The organism is Thioalkalivibrio sp. AKL8 (assembly GCF_000380525.1).
Lineage (GTDB): Bacteria > Pseudomonadota > Gammaproteobacteria > Ectothiorhodospirales > Ectothiorhodospiraceae > Thioalkalivibrio > Thioalkalivibrio versutus.
Window position 1 is genome coordinate 1 of record NZ_AQYF01000014.1, and the last position, 17,370, is coordinate 17,370.

A 17,370-nucleotide genomic window follows, 5' to 3' on the forward strand; every position below is an offset into this window, starting at 1 on the left:
CCCGCGAAAAGCCTCGGAGCGAGGGAAACCCCGGCCCGCACAGCGGGCCGGGGTCGCGGCAGTCGGGCGTGTTTCTTGGGTACTTGTCAGGTCTCAGGTGGTTACCTACCGTCGGAGAAGGAGCCGCTGTTTCGAGCTCGGGAGTGGCTAGCTACCCTGTTGGCAGAGCCCCACCGGAGGTGATTCGATGTCCAGTGCGATTCACGTGAACGCCCGTACCACCCCGCGGACCCGGCGCGAGATCCAGCAAGCACCGCCGTCGGTCCGTCACCGGGACCTGGCACGCCGCCTGGGCATCAGTCGCCATACGGTGATGAAGTGGCGCCACCGGGAAGACACCCAGGACCGGTCTCACCGCCCGCACCAGATGAAGACGGCCCTGACGCCCGGAGAGGAAGCCATCCTCATCGCGGTACGCGAGTGGCTGTGGCTGTCGCTGGATGATCTGCTGGTCGTGGCCCGCGAGTTCGTGCAGCCGGACCTGAGCCGCGCCGCCCTGGACCGCTGCCTGCGCCGCCACGGCGTGGCCAGCCTGAAGGCGCTGCGGCAGCAGGCCGAGGGGGAGCCGGCGCCACCCCGCAAGGCCTTCAGGGCGTACGTCCCGGGCTTTGTGCATGTGGATGTGAAGTACCTGCCGAAGCTGGCTGAAGAGTCCTCGCGTCGCTATCTGTTCGTGGCGATCGATCGGGCGACTCGCTGGGTCTATCTCGAAGTTCGTTCATCCAAGTCCGGGGCGGCAGCGCGAGACTTTCTGAAACGGCTGCTCGAACGGGCACCGTTCTACGTCACGCATGTACTGACCGACAACGGCAAGGAGTTCACCGACCGTTTTGTGGTCACCGGAGAGCGCCAGCCGACCGGCCGTCACCCATTCGACCGGCTGTGCGCCGAACACGGCATCCAACACCGCCTGACCCAGCCCAGAAAGCCCCAGACGAACGGGATGGTCGAGCGCTTCAACGGGCGCATTGCCGATCTCCTGCGCACGTACCACATCGACTCCAGCGAGCAGATGCAGGATGCCCTGTACCATTACCTGTACTTGTACAACCACGCCATCCAGCAAAAGGCCCTGGGTCACCGAACGCCCGTAGCGGCCCTCAAGGCGTGGCAGCAAACCCACCCCGACTGCTTTCGAAAACGCGTTTATAACCAGCCGAGACCTGACAGGTACTTCTTTGCACGAGCAAAGAAGTACCTCGCGGCGCGCTGGCGAGTCAGCGCATGGCAGGTGGCGGACCGAAAGTACGGAAACACAGAGGACGAACCGGGGCCAGCCTGACCCGGCAGGCGGCCGGACGGAGGCACGTAAAGACTGGCGACGGACCAGGGCCAGCCACCGCAGGCGCAGGCGAAAGAGATCGGGGCTCGAAAAATGATGTCCAGTGTCCGCGGGGCCTAGCCGTGGGGTTTGAAGCTGGGTGGGTGGCGGGCGATCTAGGTGACGAAATCGTGGATGACTGGTTCGGCGAGGAGTGCCTCGCGCGTGTTCAGGCGTTCCGCAAGGGTTTGTTCGTCGAAGTGTTTGTGGATGTGGTCATGGCAGGGGCGGCAGATCCACAGGATGCGGGCTTCGCGTTCGGCGCGGCTGAATCGCCGGCGGATGCGCTTGCGCCGGTGCTGCTTGCGCGGGATCAGGTGGTGGCGGGTCAGCGCGTCCATCGTGCGGCCACACAGTTCGCAGGCGGCCGCGGGTCCCGGTTCAGGCTCGTCGGATCCGATCACGGCATCTGCAGGCGGCAGCGCGGCGGCGGCCGGGTGATGGCGTAATCGGGTTCGGCCAGGTCCATGAGGCAGGGCGCACCCTCCGGATCAATGATGCGCGTGGCGATGGCACGGATCGCGTCTTCACGCGGGCCCGTCTCGCGGACCTGGCGGCTGGTGATGGGTTGCCAGTCGCCCTCGCGTTCCTCGGCGATCTCGAAGCCGAAGGGGAAGTAGCCGGGTGCGCCGAGGCGCAGGTCGGTGACGACCAGCCGGTCGGGGCCGTCGGTGTGCTCGGCCCGGTGGAAGCGCAGGAAGTCGCCGGCGAACCATTGCAGGCGCCGGCCATCCTCCAGGGCCAGGGCCTCGTGCTGCAGGTGCGCGCCGCGCTCGAAGGCCTCGAAGTCCGGGCGGATCGGCTGGTCGAGGATGCCCACCCATGCCTCCAGAAAGCGTTCATTATCCACGACGGTGACGCGCCACAGCAGCAGGTTGAACGGGGTAGGCTGCACCATGCGCGGCTGGTCCTGCAGGTCCATCGCGATCAGCGCGGGCTGGATGCGGTGGTCGATCCAGGCCTTCAGCGCCAGGCCCGAGCCCGCATAGGCGGTGGAAAGGACCAGTCCGGCCACCAGCAGCCGCGGCGCGAAGCGGTAGAACAGCGCGCCGATCGCGGCGACCAGCAGGGGCAGGGTGTAGAGCGGGTCGATCACGAAGATCGAGGCTGTCCCCACAGGTCCGGCGAAGGGCCACAGGATCTGGGTGCCGTAGGTGGTGAGCGCATCCAGCAGCACATGCGTGGACAGCACCAGGAACAGGAACCACCACCAGCGTCCGAAGCCGATATCGCGCGTGGCCGGGATGCGTGCGAGCAGGCCCGCTATGCCCGTCGCGACCAGTAGATGCAGCAGCAGGGAGTGGCTGAAGCCGCGGTGATGGATGAAATCGGAGACGTCATCCCCGTAGGCTATGAGCACGTCCAGGTCCGGGATAATGGCCACTACAGCGCCCAGCAGGATGGCCTTTCGGCCCAGGCGTGATCCGAGGGTCAGGCCGCCGACAACGGCGCCCAGGCTGGCTTGGGTGACGGGATCCATGCGGGAGCATTTCCTATTAGGTGACGCGCTTGCGACTGGCGCGCGGCGCCCGAGTTCACGGGATCAGACCAGAGCGGCAAACATGACTCAAGCCCGAACCGACAACCAATGGCAGTTCTGGGTGGATCGCGGCGGCACCTTCACCGACCTGGTCGCACGCGACCCGGAAGGCCGCCTGCATACCCGCAAGCTGCTGTCGGACAACCCGCAGGCGTATGCCGACGCCGCGGTGCAGGGCGTCCGCGACCTCCTCGGGCTGGCCGCCGGCGCCGCGATACCCGCCGGGGTGATCCACGAGCTGCGCATGGGCACCACGGTGGCGACCAACGCGCTACTGGAGCGCAAGGGCGAGCCGACCCTGCTGGTGATTACTGCGGGGTTGGAGGACGCAGTGGCGATCGGGCACCAGGCGCGGCCCGACCTGTTTGCGCGCATCATCCGCCTGCCGCAGCCGATCTATGCGCGGGTTGCACCGGTGCGCGAACGGGTGAACGCGGACGGGGAGGTCCTCCAGCCGGTGGATCTTGATGAGCTGCGTCCGCGCCTGCAGGCGGCGCTGGATGAGGGCATTCGTTCGGTGGCGATCGTCTGCATCCACGGCTATCGCTATCCGGCGCATGAGCAGGCCATCGCGGCGCTCGCGCGGGAGATGGGCTTTGCCGAGGTAGCGACCAGCCACGCGACCAGCCCGCTGATCAAGCTGGTGCCGCGTGGCGAGACCACGGTGGTGGATGCCTACCTGTCGCCTGTGCTGCGCCGCTATGTCGATCAGGTGGCCGGCGAACTGGGGGATGTGCCGCTGCGCTTCATGCAGTCGCATGGCGGGCTGGTGGACGCGGTGCATTTTCGCGGCCGCGACGCGATCCTGTCCGGGCCGGCCGGCGGCATCGTTGGCGCGCTGAAGACCGCCGCGCCCCTGGGGTTCGAGCGCCTGATCACCTTCGACATGGGCGGGACCTCCACCGATGTCGCACACCTGGCCGGGGAGCTGGAACGCCGCCAGGAGAGCGAGGTGGCGGGTGCGCGTCTGCGCGTGCCGATGCTGGATATCCATACCGTGGCCGCTGGCGGTGGGTCGGTCTGCCGCTTCGACGGGATCCGCTTGCGGGTCGGGCCGGAGTCCGCTGGGGCCCAGCCCGGTCCGGCCTGTTACGGCCAGGGTGGGCCGTTGACGGTGACCGATTGCAATGTGCTGCTGGGGCGCTTGCGACCGGAGTATTTCCCGGCCGTGTTCGGCCCCGAGCGCGACCGTCCGCTGGACCCGGAGCCGGTCCGGCAGCAGTTCGATGAGCTGGCGGTTCAGGTCATGTCGATGACGGCTGAACGGGTGACGCCGGAGGGGCTGGCCGAGGGGTTGTTGCAGATCGCGGTGGAGCACATGGCCCAGGCGATCAAGACCATCTCGGTGCAGCGGGGCCATGACGTGTCGCGCTATGCCCTGGTCTGCTTTGGCGGGGCGGGTGGGCAGCATGCCTGCCGGGTCGCGGAGCAATTGGGCATGCGCCACATCCTGTTCCATCCGCTGGGAGGCGTGCTGTCCGCCTACGGGATGGGGCTGGGCGAGCTGCGGGCCCTGCGCGAGCGCAGCCTGGAGTGGCCCCTGGACGAGGAGCATGTCGCAGCGATCGAGGCCGCACTGGACGATCAGGCCACGGTGGCGGCCGCGGCCCTCGCGGAACAGGGGGTGGAATCCGGGGACATGCGCATCGAGCGACGGCTGCATCTGCGGCTAGCCGGCTCGGATACGGCGCTGGAGGTCTCGGCCGGATCCACCCCTTCTCTGATGGAGGCCTTCGCTGCGGCTTATCGCGGGCGCTACGGCTTCGCCCCGCCGGATCGCGAGCTGGTGGTAGCGGTCGCGGCGGCCGAGGCCATCGCGACCGGGACCGAGTGGCCGCTGGATCGGGTACCGGATTCGATGGTCGAGCGTCCCGCACCGGAGGCGGATACGGTCGCGATGGTCGTGGCGGGCGAGATGCGCGACGTACCCCTGTACCGGCGCGAGGCCCTGAGCCCCGGGATGACGCTGGCAGGGCCGGCACTGGTGATCGAGGACACCGCAACGCTGGTGCTGGAGCCGGGCTGGCGGGGTCGGATCGAGGACGAGGGCACGCTGTGCCTGGAGCGCGAGGCGGGCGCCGGTCGGCGGGGGGCAGCCGAAACCACCGATGTGGACGCGATCCCGCGCGACCCCATCCTGCTGGAAGTCTTCAACAATCGCTTCATGGCAATCGCAGACCAGATGGGGTTCACACTGCGCAATACCGCCCATTCGGTGAACATCAAGGAGCGCCTGGATTTCTCCTGTGCGCTGTTCGATGCCAGCGGGAACCTGGTCGCCAATGCCCCGCACATGCCAGTGCATCTGGGCTCGATGGGCGCTAGCGTGCGCGCGGTGATCGCGGCGGCGGAGGGTGATCTGCGTCCCGGAGACGCCTGGGTGCTGAACGATCCCTACAACGGCGGCACCCATCTGCCGGACATCACCGTGGTCACACCGGTCTTCGTGGGCCCCGGGGATGCAGTGACGGAGGATCCGCAGGCCGGGATCGCGCAACCGGCGTTTTTCGTGGCCTCGCGCGGCCACCATGCCGATGTCGGCGGCATCACGCCGGGTTCGATGCCGGCCTTTTCCCGTCGTCTGGAAGAAGAGGGGGTGCTGATCCCACCGACCCTTCTCGTGCGCGACGGGTGCTTCGCGACCGGGGAGATGCGGACGCTACTGGGATCGGGCGATTGGCCGGCGCGCAATCCGGAGCAGAATCTGGCCGATCTGGAGGCCCAGGTGGCGGCCAACCGCAAGGGGCTCGAAGAGCTGGGCCGGCTGCTGGACGAATATGGCGCGGCCACGGTGGCGGCCTACATGAGGCATGTGCAGGACAACGCCACCGAGGCGGTACAACGGCTGATCGCGGGCCTGGAGGGTGGCACGTTCACCTATGCGTTGGACAACGGGGCCGAGATCCGGGTGGCCGTGACACCCGATCCGGGAGCGCGCCGCCTGCGGATCGATTTCGCGGGGACCTCGCCGGCCCGCGAGGACAACTTCAACGCCCCGGGCTCCATCGTCCGTGCGGCGGTGCTGTACGTGCTGCGCACGCTGCTGGAGGACGAGATTCCCCTGAACGATGGCTGCCTGGCGCCGGTGGACCTGGCGATCCCGGAGGGGTGCCTGCTGAACCCGGCCCCACCCGCTGCCGTGGTGGCGGGCAACGTCGAGACCTCGCAGGTCGTGACCGACGCGCTGTTCGGCGCCCTCGGGGTGCAGGCCGCGGCCCAGGGCACGATGAACAACCTGACCTTCGGCGATGCCGAGCGGCAGTACTACGAGACCATCGCCGGGGGTGCCGGGGCCGGACCCGGCTATGACGGGGTCAGCGCCGTGCAGACCCACATGACCAATTCGCGCCTGACCGACCCGGAGGTCCTGGAGAGCCGTTTTCCGGTGCGGGTAGAACAGTTCGGCTATCGCCACGGCTCCGGTGGCCGGGGGCAGCGCCGGGGGGGTGATGGCGTGATCCGGCGGCTGGGTTTTGATGCGGCGATGGAGGTGGTGCTGCTGGCCAATCGGCGCCGCGTACCCCCGTTCGGATTGGCGGGTGGCGAGCCGGGGGCGCTGGGCGAGGATGCCATCCTGCGCGCGGATGGCACGCGCGAGCCGATGGCAGGCTGTGATCGCCAGTCGGTGGGTCCGGGGGATGCGGTGGAGATCCGGACTCCGGGGGGTGGCGGCTACGGGCGCGTCAGGGATTAGGCTCGCCGCAGCACGGGGACGTCAGTCGTCCCAGCGCTGGGGGACGCGCTGGATCGCGTCGGTGTCGTAGCCGAGTTCGTCGAGGTAGGCGAGGATGGCCTGGTAGTCGTCCTCGGGCATCGCCGGCTCGCGCGCCATGATCCAGACGTAGTCGCGCTTGCTGCGGCCGATCACCGTCTGGCTGTAGTCCTCGTCGAGGTAGACGATCAGGAACTCGGCCTTGAACGGCCACAGGAAGCGCATGCCCCATTCGGCGTTGTCCTCGCTCTGCACGAAACCCGTCGGGTTGTACTCGCGGCGCGGCCCGTCAAAGCCGCCCTTGTTGAACGAGAAGGTGGTGGCGATGGTGCCGTCGTCGTTCAGCGCGTACTGCTCCAGCGCGTTGTAGGCATCGCGCTCGAGGAAGGTGGGGATATTCGCGATCACGTACCAGTCGCCCATGTAGCGGTCGAGGTCGACGTGATCCACCGTCGGCATCTTCTGCGGGCTGCTGCATCCGGTCATCAGGATCCCCAGTACCAGGCCCGCGAACAGGGCCGCCAGTGAGCGTGTCATCGATGCATCCCAAAGGGGTTCGAGAGATGGACCGCTTCGCGGCGGAAAAGGTCCGGCTGGGGTGGCAGGTCGCGTGCCGAACCGGGCCAGGGTTGGACTCAGGCGGTCTGGCCGAGGCGCTGGTCCATCAGGTGATCGAACAGCGATTCTTCCGGAATGATCTGGGCGCGCCCGCTGCGGAATTCGTGCGCCAGACCCTGAATGCTGTGCTGGCGCTTGGCGCGTCCCGCGGCATCGGTGAACAGCAGGCGTCCGGCGTGACTGCCGCGCCAGACCAGCTTCATGCGCGTGACCCGGGTGCCGGCGGGGGAGGTGAACTGGATCCAGGTGCCGGAGATCAGGTTGTCGGCATGCTCGACATGTTCGTCGTCATGGTCGCGCATCAGGGACGGGTCGTCGTCCGGATGGCGCGGTGAACTGCCGAAGATGGAACCCGGGCGGGCGCTGGCTCGCTTGCGCGCCGGCTCGGACCGTTCTTCGCTGGTGCCAGCCTCGCCGGTTGGCCCAGTCGGCGCCTGTTCGGCTGGCGACTGCCGATCGGCGGTGGCGGAACGGCGTTTCCCGGCGGCGACCAGGTGGGCACTGACCAGGTCCTGCTTGATGCGGGCGCGCTCCTCCTTCGACAGCGGGGCGCGATCGAGGAAGGCGCGGATACGGGCCAGGAGCGGGGCGGAGGACTGGAAGTCCGGCTCTTTCTGCATCAGCGCCAGCAGTTCGTGCAGCAGAGCCATGCCATCGTTGTCCGGGTTGGCCGGGTCCGGGGGCGTATCGCCGACCGCCGAAGTCTCGGCGTCAGCGGTCTTCTGGGCCGTCATCAGGGGTACCCAGGCATCCATCAGCTGCTCGCGGGCCTCGTCGGGGATGTCCTGGCCCATGGAGATCACGGTGCGCTCCACCGTGGATTCGACGCTGTAACGGATCTCCAGCGTGCGTTCTTCCTGCTGTGCATCGGCCTGCTCGCTCGCGGCCTGGTGGGCGATCTGGTCCTCGGCCGTCGCGAGTTCGTTGCGCAGTCGATCCAGGGCCTCGTCAAAGGCTGCGCTGTCGCTGAGGCCACCGTTGCGCACGCGCTCCACGTTCTCGAACACCAGGCGGGTGAGCGGCAGTTGCCGAGCCTCCTCCAGGGGCAGGTCGGGGTCGATGCGCAACGCGATGTTCAGTAGCAGGCCTGTCATCTGGCGCGCCGGGTGGGTGCGATCGCGAAAGAAGTGGGTCTCGCGCATCGCAATACGCACCAGTGGCAGCTGCAGGTCGGCAAGCGGTTCGCGCAGGGCCGGGTTGAGGTCGTCCCGTTTCAGGATCAGGTCGAACAGACCCTGCAGCAGATCCATGATGAACGGTTCCAGCGTGCTGGCCGGGGATGTGTTCAACACGGTTGTGATGGCCTCGACCGGGCTGCCGGCGGGCATCTGTCCGGTTGCAGTCATTACCTGGCCGGCGAGCGGTACCTGGTACCCGAACTGGCCCCAGTTGCCCGATGCGGCGCCGGTCCCGGGCAAGTCGGTCCCCGGCGGGGCGCCGGTGGGGGCGGTTTGTCCCGCGTTGGTGTCGCTGCGACCGGCCGGCCTGCGTGTCGTCTGGCGCACCTGGGGAACCGTGAAGCCGGCCTCGCGGAAATCCTGCAGCAGCGCCTGCATTTCGGGCTGCATTTCCCTGAGCATGTCACGATCGAACCAGTGCAGGAGCAGCAGGCATTCGTCGGCGGACAGCGGGACGGCCTCCATAGCCTCGAGGAACGCCTCGCCCAGTGCGTGGGGGTGCCAGGGCGCGGCTTCGGGCGGCGTGGCCAGGTCATAATCCCGAGTGACCGTCTCCAGCGCGTCGATCTCCTCGGACAGGCTGGAGCGCGCGCTGTTGACGAGCTTGCGCAGGGCAACTTCACGTTCGGTGTCGGCGTCATCCATCAGGGACAATTCCAGGCCGTCACCGGTGAGGTCGCCTGCGCCCTCTGTTTCGTCAACAGAGATCAGGGCCGCGTGTAGTCGCTCGCGGAAGTGTTGCCTGATCGTCGAGCTCCCCATTCGAACCTGTCGCGACAGGGCGAAATTCTGGGCCGCCCGCTGCGAATCGATGGCCCGTTCGGAGGCCTCCATCAGGCGGTCGTCGAGGTCATTCAGAAAGGCGTCATGTCGCTCCTGGACCGCCTTGAAAAAAGGTGCCCAGATGCGGTGGAGGGTGCGGGCCGGGATCCGTTGGGGTTGCGCCATGTCGGTTCAGTAGCTGAGATCAAGGTTGCCAATCTAGCACCCCGGCAAGCAAAGGTGTCAGTCACCCGCGACGTTTCCCTGGCTTGACGGGGAACCGCATATCGGGCCCCGGGTCAACGAGGTTGATGTTGATTCATTCGCACGTTGGCGTTGATCCTTCTATCTTTCTACAAGCCCCGGCGCGGCGGGTGCCGGGGCTAGCACGCAAGGCCGACTCGAACGCCAAAGTGCGAACGGGTCAGTGTCTCCCTGAATATTGCAACAGAGGCCGACAGATGCAGCGGATGATCGAATGGGCGGAACAGGGACGGGTGCCGGACCCGCTCGTGCGGGCGGGGATTCGTCGGCTGCTGGCCGAGCGGCTGCGCGCGAGTGGTGCCCCGGCCGAGGAAGCAATGGAGCGTCGCTATGCGTTGATCGAGGCGATGCGCGCCGCGCCCGTGGCGTTGTCCACCGAGGTGGCGAACGAGCAGCACTACGAGGTTCCGACCGAATATTTCGAGCGTTGCCTCGGGCCGTGGCTGAAATACTCCTGCGCCTGGTGGCCGGAGGGCGTGGATGACCTGCGCGGGGCGGAGGCGGCCATGCTGCAGCTGACCTGCGAACGGGCGGGCCTCGAGAACGGGCAGCAGGTCCTGGAGCTGGGCTGTGGCTGGGGTTCGCTGTCGCTCTGGATGGCCGAGCAATACCCGAGGTCGCGCATCGTCTCGGTGTCCAACTCGGCGACCCAGCGGGCCTCGATCGAGGCCCGGCGGGATGCGCGCGGGCTGGAAAACCTGACGATCATGACCGCGGACATGAACACCTTTGCGCCGGAGCAGACCGGGTTCGACCGGGTGGTGTCGGTGGAGATGTTCGAGCACATGCGCAACTGGCCCGAGCTGTTGCGGCGCGTGGCGACCTGGTTGCGTCCGGGCGGGCAGTTGTTCATGCATGTCTTCGCCCATCGCGAGTTCGCCTACTTCTTCGAGAGCGAGGGCGAACACGACTGGATGGGGCAGTACTTCTTCCGCGACGGGTTGATGCCATCGGATGATCTGGCGCGGCATTTTCAGGAGGATCTGCGCGTGGTGCGCCAGTGGCGGGTGAACGGCCACCACTACGCGCGCACCCTGAACGCCTGGCTGGCGCGCCAGGACGCCGCGCGGGACGAGCTGATGCCATTGTTCGAACAGACCTACGGCGCACAGGATGCCGCGCTGTGGTTCCAGCGCTGGCGCATGTTCTACATGGCCTGCGCCGAATTGTTCGATTATCGCGGCGGGAACGAGTGGTTCGTGTCGCATATCCTGTTTCGCCGGCCCGAGGCCTAGCGGATGGCCGGTTGGGTGATGTTCTTGGTCGGGTTCGGCGCGGCGCTGGCCCTGATGACGGGGGTCTGGGCGGCGAGCGTGCTGCGGCGCGACGCGAGCCTGGTGGACCGCTACTGGGGTCTGGGTTTCGTCCTGGTCACGCTGGTGTGGTGGGGGCTGGCCGGGTGGCCTCTGCTGGGGCTGTGGATCGTGATCCCGGTGCTGTTGTGGGGGCTGCGGCTGTCCGCCTTTATTACCTGGCGCAATTGGGACCACGGCGAGGACGGGCGCTACACGGACATGCGTGCGGGCCGGAGCGAGGGTGCCTTTGCCGCGCGCAGTCTGGTCACGATCTTCTGGTTGCAGGGCGCACTGGTGGCGGTGATCGGTCTGCCCATGCTGGCCGTGGTGCGGGCCGAGGTGGTGTGGTGGCCGCTGGCCGTCGCCGGGTTGCTGTTCTGGGCGGTGGGGCTTTTTTTCGAGACGGTGGCGGATGCGCAGATGGCACGTTTTCGCGCCGATCCGGGCAATCGCGGGCAGGTGATGGATCGTGGCCTGTGGCGCTACAGCCGTCACCCCAACTATTTCGGGGAGATTGTGGTCTGGGTCGGGTTCGGCCTGCTGGCCCTGGCGGCGGGCGGCTGGTGGGCCGTGCCCTCGGCGGTGCTGATGATCCTGCTGATCCTGCGTGTGTCCGGTGTCACGTTGCTGGAAAGTCGTCTGCATGAATCCCGCCCCGGTTATGCCGACTACGTGCGCCGCACCAACACGCTGATCCCGGGCCCGCCGCGCAGCTGATGTGGCGGCAGGAGTGATCCCGCACCCTTGCTGTGCTTTCCCCGTCCGCGCTATAAAGCGCACGTCCTGTCCGGCGCCCCAGATTGCGGACGCCGCCTTTTTTGTGCACGTCACCGCCAGCGAGCCAGCCGATCCGATGAGCGCGTCCCCGAGTTCTGTCCAGGCCATTGAATTGAAAGGCCGCATGATGCTGGTCTCTGTGCTGCGCGTGTACCAGACCGATCCGAAGGTTCTGGGCGAGGTGCTGGCCGCGCGGCGCGACCAGGCCCCGGATCTGATGCGCGACATGCCCATCGTGCTCGATTTGGAGGCAGTGGCCGAGAGCCCGGAGTCCGACCTGCAGGCAACCATCGAGCGCGTACGCGCCGAGGGCTTCAAGCTGATCGGCCTGCAGGCAGGCGCCGCCGCCGAGCGCCTGCAGAGCTATGCCGAACTGTTCGACGTCCTGCCGGTGCTGCAACTGGGCGGGCGTGGCGGCGCACCCTCCGGCGAGGTGCCGCTGGAAGACGAGCCCCCGGCGCAGGACAAGGCCGTCGAGCCCGAGCAGGAACGCCCGCCGACCGCCGTGGCGGCGGTCCACAGCGCGACTCGTATCGTCGATCAACCGGTGCGTTCCGGGCAGCAGATCTACGCCCGCGGGGGGGACCTGATCGTGACCGGCGCAGTCTCGCCGGGCGCCGAACTGCTGGCGGACGGGCATATCCATGTGCTGGGTCCGTTACGTGGGCGTGCGCTGGCCGGGGTGCGCGGTCTGGTGACCGCGCGTATCTTCTGTCGGCGCCTGGACGCCGAGCTGTTGTCCATCGCCGGACACTACCGGATCGCCGAAGACATCACGGAAGCCGAACGCGGCGAGAATCGGCTGGTGACACTGGACGACGAAAGCCTCAAGATCGCGGAGATCTGACCGGCCACCTGCCGGTCACGAATGACAGGAACCCGTCCGCACGCCCCGGGAACACCGGGCGCGTGCAAGACGACAAGGAGCTACCGCCAACATGGCACGTATCGTAGTGATTACCTCCGGCAAGGGCGGGGTGGGCAAGACCACCACCTCGGCCGCGATTGCCACTGGCCTGGCCCAGCGCGGTCACAAGACCGTCGTGATCGATTTCGACGTCGGTCTGCGCAACCTCGATCTGATCATGGGCTGCGAGCGGCGCGTGGTGTACGACTTCGTCAACGTGATCAACGGCGATGCGAACCTGAAGCAGGCCCTGATCCGCGACAAGCGTGTGGACAACCTCTACATCCTTCCCGCCTCGCAGACCCGCGACAAGGACGCCCTGAGCCAGGATGGCGTGGAGCGCGTGCTGAACGAATTGTCCGGCGACTTTGACTTTATCGTCTGCGACAGCCCGGCCGGGATCGAGCGCGGCGCACTGATGGCCGCCTACTTTGCCGACGAGGCGATCGTGGTGACCAACCCCGAGGTTTCCTCGGTGCGCGACTCCGACCGCATCCTCGGCATTCTGGCGAGCAAGACGCGCAAGGTGGAGCAAGGCGGTGAGCCGATTGAGGGCAAGCTGCTGCTGACGCGTTACTCCGCCGAGCGCGCCGAACGCGGCGAGATGCTGAGCATCGAGGATGTCGGCGAGATCCTGGCGATCGAACTCCTGGGCGTGATCCCGGAATCCCAGGCGGTGCTGAATGCCTCGAACGCCGGACAGCCGGTGGTGCTGGACGAGGAATCCGACGCCGGGCAGGCCTACCAGGACGCGGTGGACCGGTTCCTGGGCGAGGAACGCCCGCTGCGCTTTGTCGATGTACCGAAGAAGGGCTTCTTCGGGCGCCTGTTCAAGGGTTGATCATGGGGATTTTCGATTACTTCCGTCAGCCGCGGCAGAAGAGCGCCAGCGTTGCCAAGGAGCGCCTGCAGATCATCGTGGCGCGCGAGCGTGCGGCGCGCTCCGGGCCCGACTACCTCCCGGCCATGCAGCAGGAGCTGCTGCAGGTGATCCGCAAATACGTTCAGGTAGACGACGAGGCCGTGCAGATGAACGTGGACCGCGAAGGGGACTGCGAGGTCCTCGAGCTGAACATTACCCTGCCGGACGACCAGGACTAACGTGATGAAAGTTCTTGTGACCGGCTCGGCCGGCTTCATCGGCAGCGCCCTGAGCCTGCGCCTGCTGGAGCGTGGCGACCAGGTGGTCGGCGTCGACAATCTGAACGACTACTACGACGTCTCGTTGAAGGAGGCGCGCCTGGCGCGCACCCAGGATCACCCGAACTTCACCGAGGTGCGCGAGGACATCGCCGATCGCGCCGCGATGGAGCGGGTGTTCCGCGAGCACCGGCCGCAGCGGGTGGTGAACCTGGCGGCCCAGGCCGGCGTGCGCTATTCGCTGGAGAACCCGGCGGCCTATGTCGACACCAACCTGGTCGGCTTCGGCAACATCCTGGAGGGCTGCCGCCATAACGGCGTCGAGCACCTCGTCTATGCCAGCTCGAGCTCTGTCTACGGCGCCAACACCACCATGCCGTTCTCGGTGCACGACAATGTCGATCACCCGCTGAGCTTGTACGCCGCCAGCAAGAAGGCCAACGAGCTGATGGCGCATACCTACAGCCATCTCTACGACCTGCCGGTGACCGGACTGCGCTTCTTCACTGTCTACGGCCCCTGGGGCCGCCCGGACATGGCGCTGTTCATGTTCACCAAGAAGATCCTGGCGGGCGAGCCGATCGACGTCTTCAACTACGGCCACCACCGGCGCGACTTCACCTATATCGACGACATCGTCGAGGGCGTGATCCGCACCCTGGATCACGTGGCCCCGCGCAATCCCGACTGGAACGGGGCCGAGCCCGACTCGGCCACCAGCGCAGCCCCCTACCGCCTGTTCAACATCGGCAACCACGAGCCGGTGGAGCTGATGCGCTACATCGAGGTGCTCGAGGACTGCCTGGGCAAGAAGGCCGAGAAGAACCTGCTGCCGTTGCAGCCGGGGGACGTGCCGGACACCTATGCGGATGTCGAGGCCCTGCGTCAGGACGTGGGCTATGCCCCCGCGACCGCGGTGGAAGACGGCATTGCGCGCTTCGTCGAGTGGTATCGCGAGTACTACCGCCTTTGATTCCCAGCCCGCGGCCATCCGGCCGCGTGGTTCTTCGGCTCTCTCGTTTGCTTGATCCTTCCGCGTCTGTTTTTCGCCGTCAGACTCGCTGCTCGTTCACCCAAGCCTTGCACACCAGGAACCTGTAGCCGGCCGGCGAGTCCACCGGAGACATGGATGCAAGGAGACAAGGGATGAGCCAGACGATCCTGATGGTAGTAACCAGTCACGGCGAGATCGCTCCAGGCCAGGCGACGGGCGTATGGTTCGACGAGTTCGCCGAGCCCTATGATCGCTTTCGCAAGGCGGGTTTCGAGGTCAAGGTGGCCAGTCCGAAGGGCGGCCCCGTGCCGCTGGATCCGAAAAGCCTGGAGGCCAGTCATGCGGGCTCCGCGGCGGTGGCCGCGCAGGAGGCCCTGGATGACACCATCGCGCTGAATGACCACACTAACCATGGGGCCTATGCCGCGATCTTCTTTCCCGGCGGTCACGGCACCATGTTCGATCTGCCGGACAACCCGCATGTCCAGCGCCTGGTCGCGGAATTCATGGACAACGACAAGGTGGTTGGCGCCGTCTGTCACGGGCCGGCCTGTCTGGTCGGTGCGATGCTGGCGGATGGCACTTCCGCGGTGAAGGGGCGCAAGGTGGCGGCCTTCACCAACAGCGAGGAGAAGGCGGTGCAGCTGGACACTGCGATGCCGTTCCTGCTGCAGGACAAGCTGCAGGAGCTCGGCGGCGAGGTGGATACCGCCGACGACTGGGCCGATCACGTGGTGGTGGACGGCAAGCTGGTGACCGGGCAAAACCCGCAGTCCAGCAAGAGTGTCGCCGACGCGATCGTGCGGCTGTTGCGCGAGACGGGCTGAATACTCGAATCGGGGGGGCCGGGGCATGCTGTCCCCGGCCTTTTTCGGGACCTAACTCGAATCGGGTTCAAAAAACGTAGTGGGTTCGATATGCTGAGCGCCATGACTACCGGGGATCGCAAACGCCGCGAGCGCGAGACGCGCGAGGCGCTGTTCATCGAGCGGGCGCACGAGCGCATCCGCGAGGACGGCCTGCTGGCCCTGCAGATGTCGAAGCTGGCGGCGGACTGCGAGTACGCGACCGGTACGCTGTACCAGCACTTCGAGTCGAAAGAGGACCTGCTGGCGGCGGTCGCGGCACGCACCACGCTGCAACGGGCGGCGCTTTTCCGGGCCATCCCCGAGCTCTCCCTCGGCACGCGCTCGCGCATGCTGGCGATCGTGCTGACCGACATCGATTTTGCCGCGCAAAACCCCGACTACTATCGCCTGACCCAGTACCTGGTGACCGAGGTGGTCTGGGCCAATGTGTCGGCTCCGCGCCGCATGGCATTGCTGGAGGCCGGGAAGCCGATCAGCGAGGCGGTGCATGCGGTGGTGGCCGAGGCGCGTGACCGCGGCGACCTGCCGCCGGCCCGCGAGATCTCCGAAGACGAGATGGGGCTGGGCCCCTGGGCGCTGAACGTGGGGATGCAGAGCCTTGCCAATGCGCAGGGGTTGCTGGATGCCTACGACATCCATCGGCCCTATGACCACCTCATCCGGCATTTCCATGCCCTGATGACCGGCTGGCGCTGGGAGCCGCGGCTGGATCCGGACGAGCCCACGGTGGTTCGGGCGGAGACGGCGCGCGTGCGTGCCGCCCTGCGCGATGCAGGTCTCTGCGACCCGGGCGCTGTTTAGAGTCCGGCGACGGGCGAGTCTGTTGAACTCATTTCATGATGCCGGTGGGAATGCCCCCGCCGGTGTCTCCAGGAGACCCTGATGAAGCGTTTTATCCTCATGCTGGTGGCGGTGGCCATCGTGCTCGGCGGTATTTTCGGCTTCAAGGCCTTTGTCGATCAGCAGATCGCAGAGTACTTCGAAGACATGCCGGAGCCGGTGGTGACCATCAACGCCGCCGAGGTCACGACGGACTCTTGGACTCCGCAGGTGCGTGCGATCGGTAGCCTGGAGGCCGTGCAGGGCGCGACCCTGAGCTTCGAGGCGCAGGGCATTGTCCAGGCGATTCACTTCGAGAACGGGGCGCGGGTCGAGACCGGCGATCCACTGGTCGACCTGGATACCACTCTGGACGAGGCCGAGCTCGAAAACTTGCGGGCCGGCGAGCGCCTGGCGCGCCGCGAGCTGGAGCGCGCCAGGGGCCTGATCGAGCGCAACGACATCTCGGATTCGGAATTTCAGCGCCGGGTCGCCGAGGCCGAGCAGGCCCAGGCCTCGGTGAGGGCGCAGGAGGCGCGCATCCGGCAGAAGAGCCTGCGCGCGCCGTTCGCTGGCGAGCTGGGTATCCGCGAGGTGAGCGTCGGGCAGTTCGTCGGGCCCGGGGATCCGATCGTGGTGCTGGAGGCGTTGCAGCCGCTGTATGTGAATTTCACCCTGCCGGAGCGCCGCCTGGGCGAGATCGCCCTGGGTCAGGACGTCCGTGTGGAGGTGGATGCCTTTGGCGAAGAGTTCACCGGCAATGTCACGGCCATCGAGCCGCGGGTCCGCGCGGCCTCGCGCATGTTCCGCGTGCAGGCCCTGCTGGAAAACGAACAGGGTCGCCTGCGTGCGGGGCAGTTCGCCCGGGTGACGCTGGATCGCGGGGAGTCCGAGGAGGCGGTGGTCGCGCCGCAGACCGCGATCCGCTTTGCGCCCTGGGGGCAATCGGTATTCGTGATCGCGGAGGACGACGAAGGCCAGCTGCGGGTGGAACAACGCCTGATCGAGACCGGCGCGCGCCGCGGTGATCTGGTGCAGGTCCTTGACGGGCTGGAGCCGGGTGAGCGTATCGCGGCCAGTGGCCTGCTCAAGCTGCAAAACGACTCCCCGGTCGAGATCACCGAGGATGCCCAGCCCGATGCCGAGCGCGACCCGCGCCCGGCGAACCGCTAGA

Annotated in this window: 15 protein-coding genes; 11 read left to right on the forward strand and 4 right to left on the reverse strand. The window is 67.1% G+C overall.

Going from position 1 to position 17,370, the window contains the following annotated elements; translation table 11 throughout:
• Nucleotides 1-187 precede the first annotated feature (187 nt).
• Nucleotides 188-1,282 (forward strand): IS481 family transposase, encoded by a 1,095-nt coding sequence (locus tag G335_RS0113030; RefSeq protein WP_018175985.1) that lies wholly within the window; start codon nucleotides 188-190, stop codon nucleotides 1,280-1,282.
• A gap of 155 nt (nucleotides 1,283-1,437) precedes the next feature.
• Here the strand turns inward: G335_RS0113030 and G335_RS13620 are convergent, their stop codons facing one another.
• Nucleotides 1,438-1,662 (reverse strand): hypothetical protein, encoded by a 225-nt coding sequence (locus tag G335_RS13620; RefSeq protein WP_018177015.1) that lies wholly within the window; start codon nucleotides 1,660-1,662, stop codon nucleotides 1,438-1,440.
• Between the two features lie 59 nt (nucleotides 1,663-1,721).
• A complete protein-coding gene (locus tag G335_RS0113040) occupies nucleotides 1,722-2,801 on the reverse strand; it encodes a metal-dependent hydrolase (RefSeq protein ID WP_018144369.1) in 1,080 nt (359 codons plus the stop codon).
• A gap of 82 nt (nucleotides 2,802-2,883) precedes the next feature.
• Between G335_RS0113040 and G335_RS0113045 the strand changes: the two genes are divergently transcribed.
• Nucleotides 2,884-6,555 carry a hydantoinase B/oxoprolinase family protein gene (locus G335_RS0113045; RefSeq protein WP_018177016.1) on the forward strand — a complete coding sequence of 1,224 codons (3,672 nt, stop codon included), beginning with the start codon at nucleotides 2,884-2,886 and terminating at the stop codon, nucleotides 6,553-6,555.
• A 21-nt stretch (nucleotides 6,556-6,576) separates the two neighbouring features.
• Here G335_RS0113045 and G335_RS0113050 read toward each other — a convergent pair whose 3' ends face one another.
• Nucleotides 6,577-7,110 carry a lipocalin family protein gene (locus G335_RS0113050; protein ID WP_018144367.1) on the reverse strand — a complete coding sequence of 178 codons (534 nt, stop codon included), beginning with the start codon at nucleotides 7,108-7,110 and terminating at the stop codon, nucleotides 6,577-6,579.
• 98 nt (nucleotides 7,111-7,208) lie between these two features.
• Nucleotides 7,209-9,317, reverse strand: a complete 2,109-nt coding sequence (locus tag G335_RS0113055) for a DUF1631 family protein (protein WP_018144366.1) — start codon at nucleotides 9,315-9,317, stop codon at nucleotides 7,209-7,211.
• A 275-nt stretch (nucleotides 9,318-9,592) separates the two neighbouring features.
• Between G335_RS0113055 and G335_RS0113060 the strand changes: the two genes are divergently transcribed.
• The 9 genes from G335_RS0113060 (at nucleotide 9,593) to G335_RS0113100 (ending at nucleotide 17,369) form a co-directional block, all read left to right on the forward strand.
• A complete protein-coding gene (locus G335_RS0113060) occupies nucleotides 9,593-10,630 on the forward strand; it encodes a cyclopropane-fatty-acyl-phospholipid synthase family protein (RefSeq protein WP_018144365.1) in 1,038 nt (345 codons plus the stop codon).
• A 3-nt stretch (nucleotides 10,631-10,633) separates the two neighbouring features.
• The gene (locus tag G335_RS0113065) at nucleotides 10,634-11,407 is read left to right on the forward strand and encodes a DUF1295 domain-containing protein (protein WP_018144364.1); all 774 of its coding nucleotides are present in this window, start codon (nucleotides 10,634-10,636) and stop codon (nucleotides 11,405-11,407) included.
• A gap of 184 nt (nucleotides 11,408-11,591) precedes the next feature.
• Complete coding sequence (gene minC, locus G335_RS0113070; RefSeq protein ID WP_018144363.1) at nucleotides 11,592-12,314, forward strand: septum site-determining protein MinC; 723 nt, start codon at nucleotides 11,592-11,594, stop codon at nucleotides 12,312-12,314.
• A 91-nt stretch (nucleotides 12,315-12,405) separates the two neighbouring features.
• A complete protein-coding gene (gene minD / locus G335_RS0113075) occupies nucleotides 12,406-13,215 on the forward strand; it encodes a septum site-determining protein MinD (RefSeq protein WP_018144362.1) in 810 nt (269 codons plus the stop codon).
• Between the two features lie 2 nt (nucleotides 13,216-13,217).
• Nucleotides 13,218-13,475 carry a cell division topological specificity factor MinE gene (minE, locus tag G335_RS0113080; RefSeq protein ID WP_018937842.1) on the forward strand — a complete coding sequence of 86 codons (258 nt, stop codon included), beginning with the start codon at nucleotides 13,218-13,220 and terminating at the stop codon, nucleotides 13,473-13,475.
• Nucleotides 13,476-13,479: 4 nt separating this feature from the next.
• On the forward strand, nucleotides 13,480-14,487 hold the full coding sequence (locus tag G335_RS0113085) for an NAD-dependent epimerase (protein WP_018177017.1): 1,008 nt from the start codon (nucleotides 13,480-13,482) through the stop codon (nucleotides 14,485-14,487).
• Nucleotides 14,488-14,660: 173 nt separating this feature from the next.
• Nucleotides 14,661-15,335: a type 1 glutamine amidotransferase domain-containing protein gene (locus G335_RS0113090; RefSeq protein ID WP_018144359.1), complete on the forward strand. Its 675-nt coding sequence runs from the start codon at nucleotides 14,661-14,663 to the stop codon at nucleotides 15,333-15,335.
• Between the two features lie 90 nt (nucleotides 15,336-15,425).
• Nucleotides 15,426-16,178: a TetR/AcrR family transcriptional regulator gene (locus tag G335_RS0113095; protein WP_018144358.1), complete on the forward strand. Its 753-nt coding sequence runs from the start codon at nucleotides 15,426-15,428 to the stop codon at nucleotides 16,176-16,178.
• 81 nt (nucleotides 16,179-16,259) lie between these two features.
• The gene (locus tag G335_RS0113100; RefSeq protein WP_018177018.1) at nucleotides 16,260-17,369 is read left to right on the forward strand and encodes an efflux RND transporter periplasmic adaptor subunit; all 1,110 of its coding nucleotides are present in this window, start codon (nucleotides 16,260-16,262) and stop codon (nucleotides 17,367-17,369) included.
• Nucleotide 17,370 lies beyond the last annotated feature (1 nt).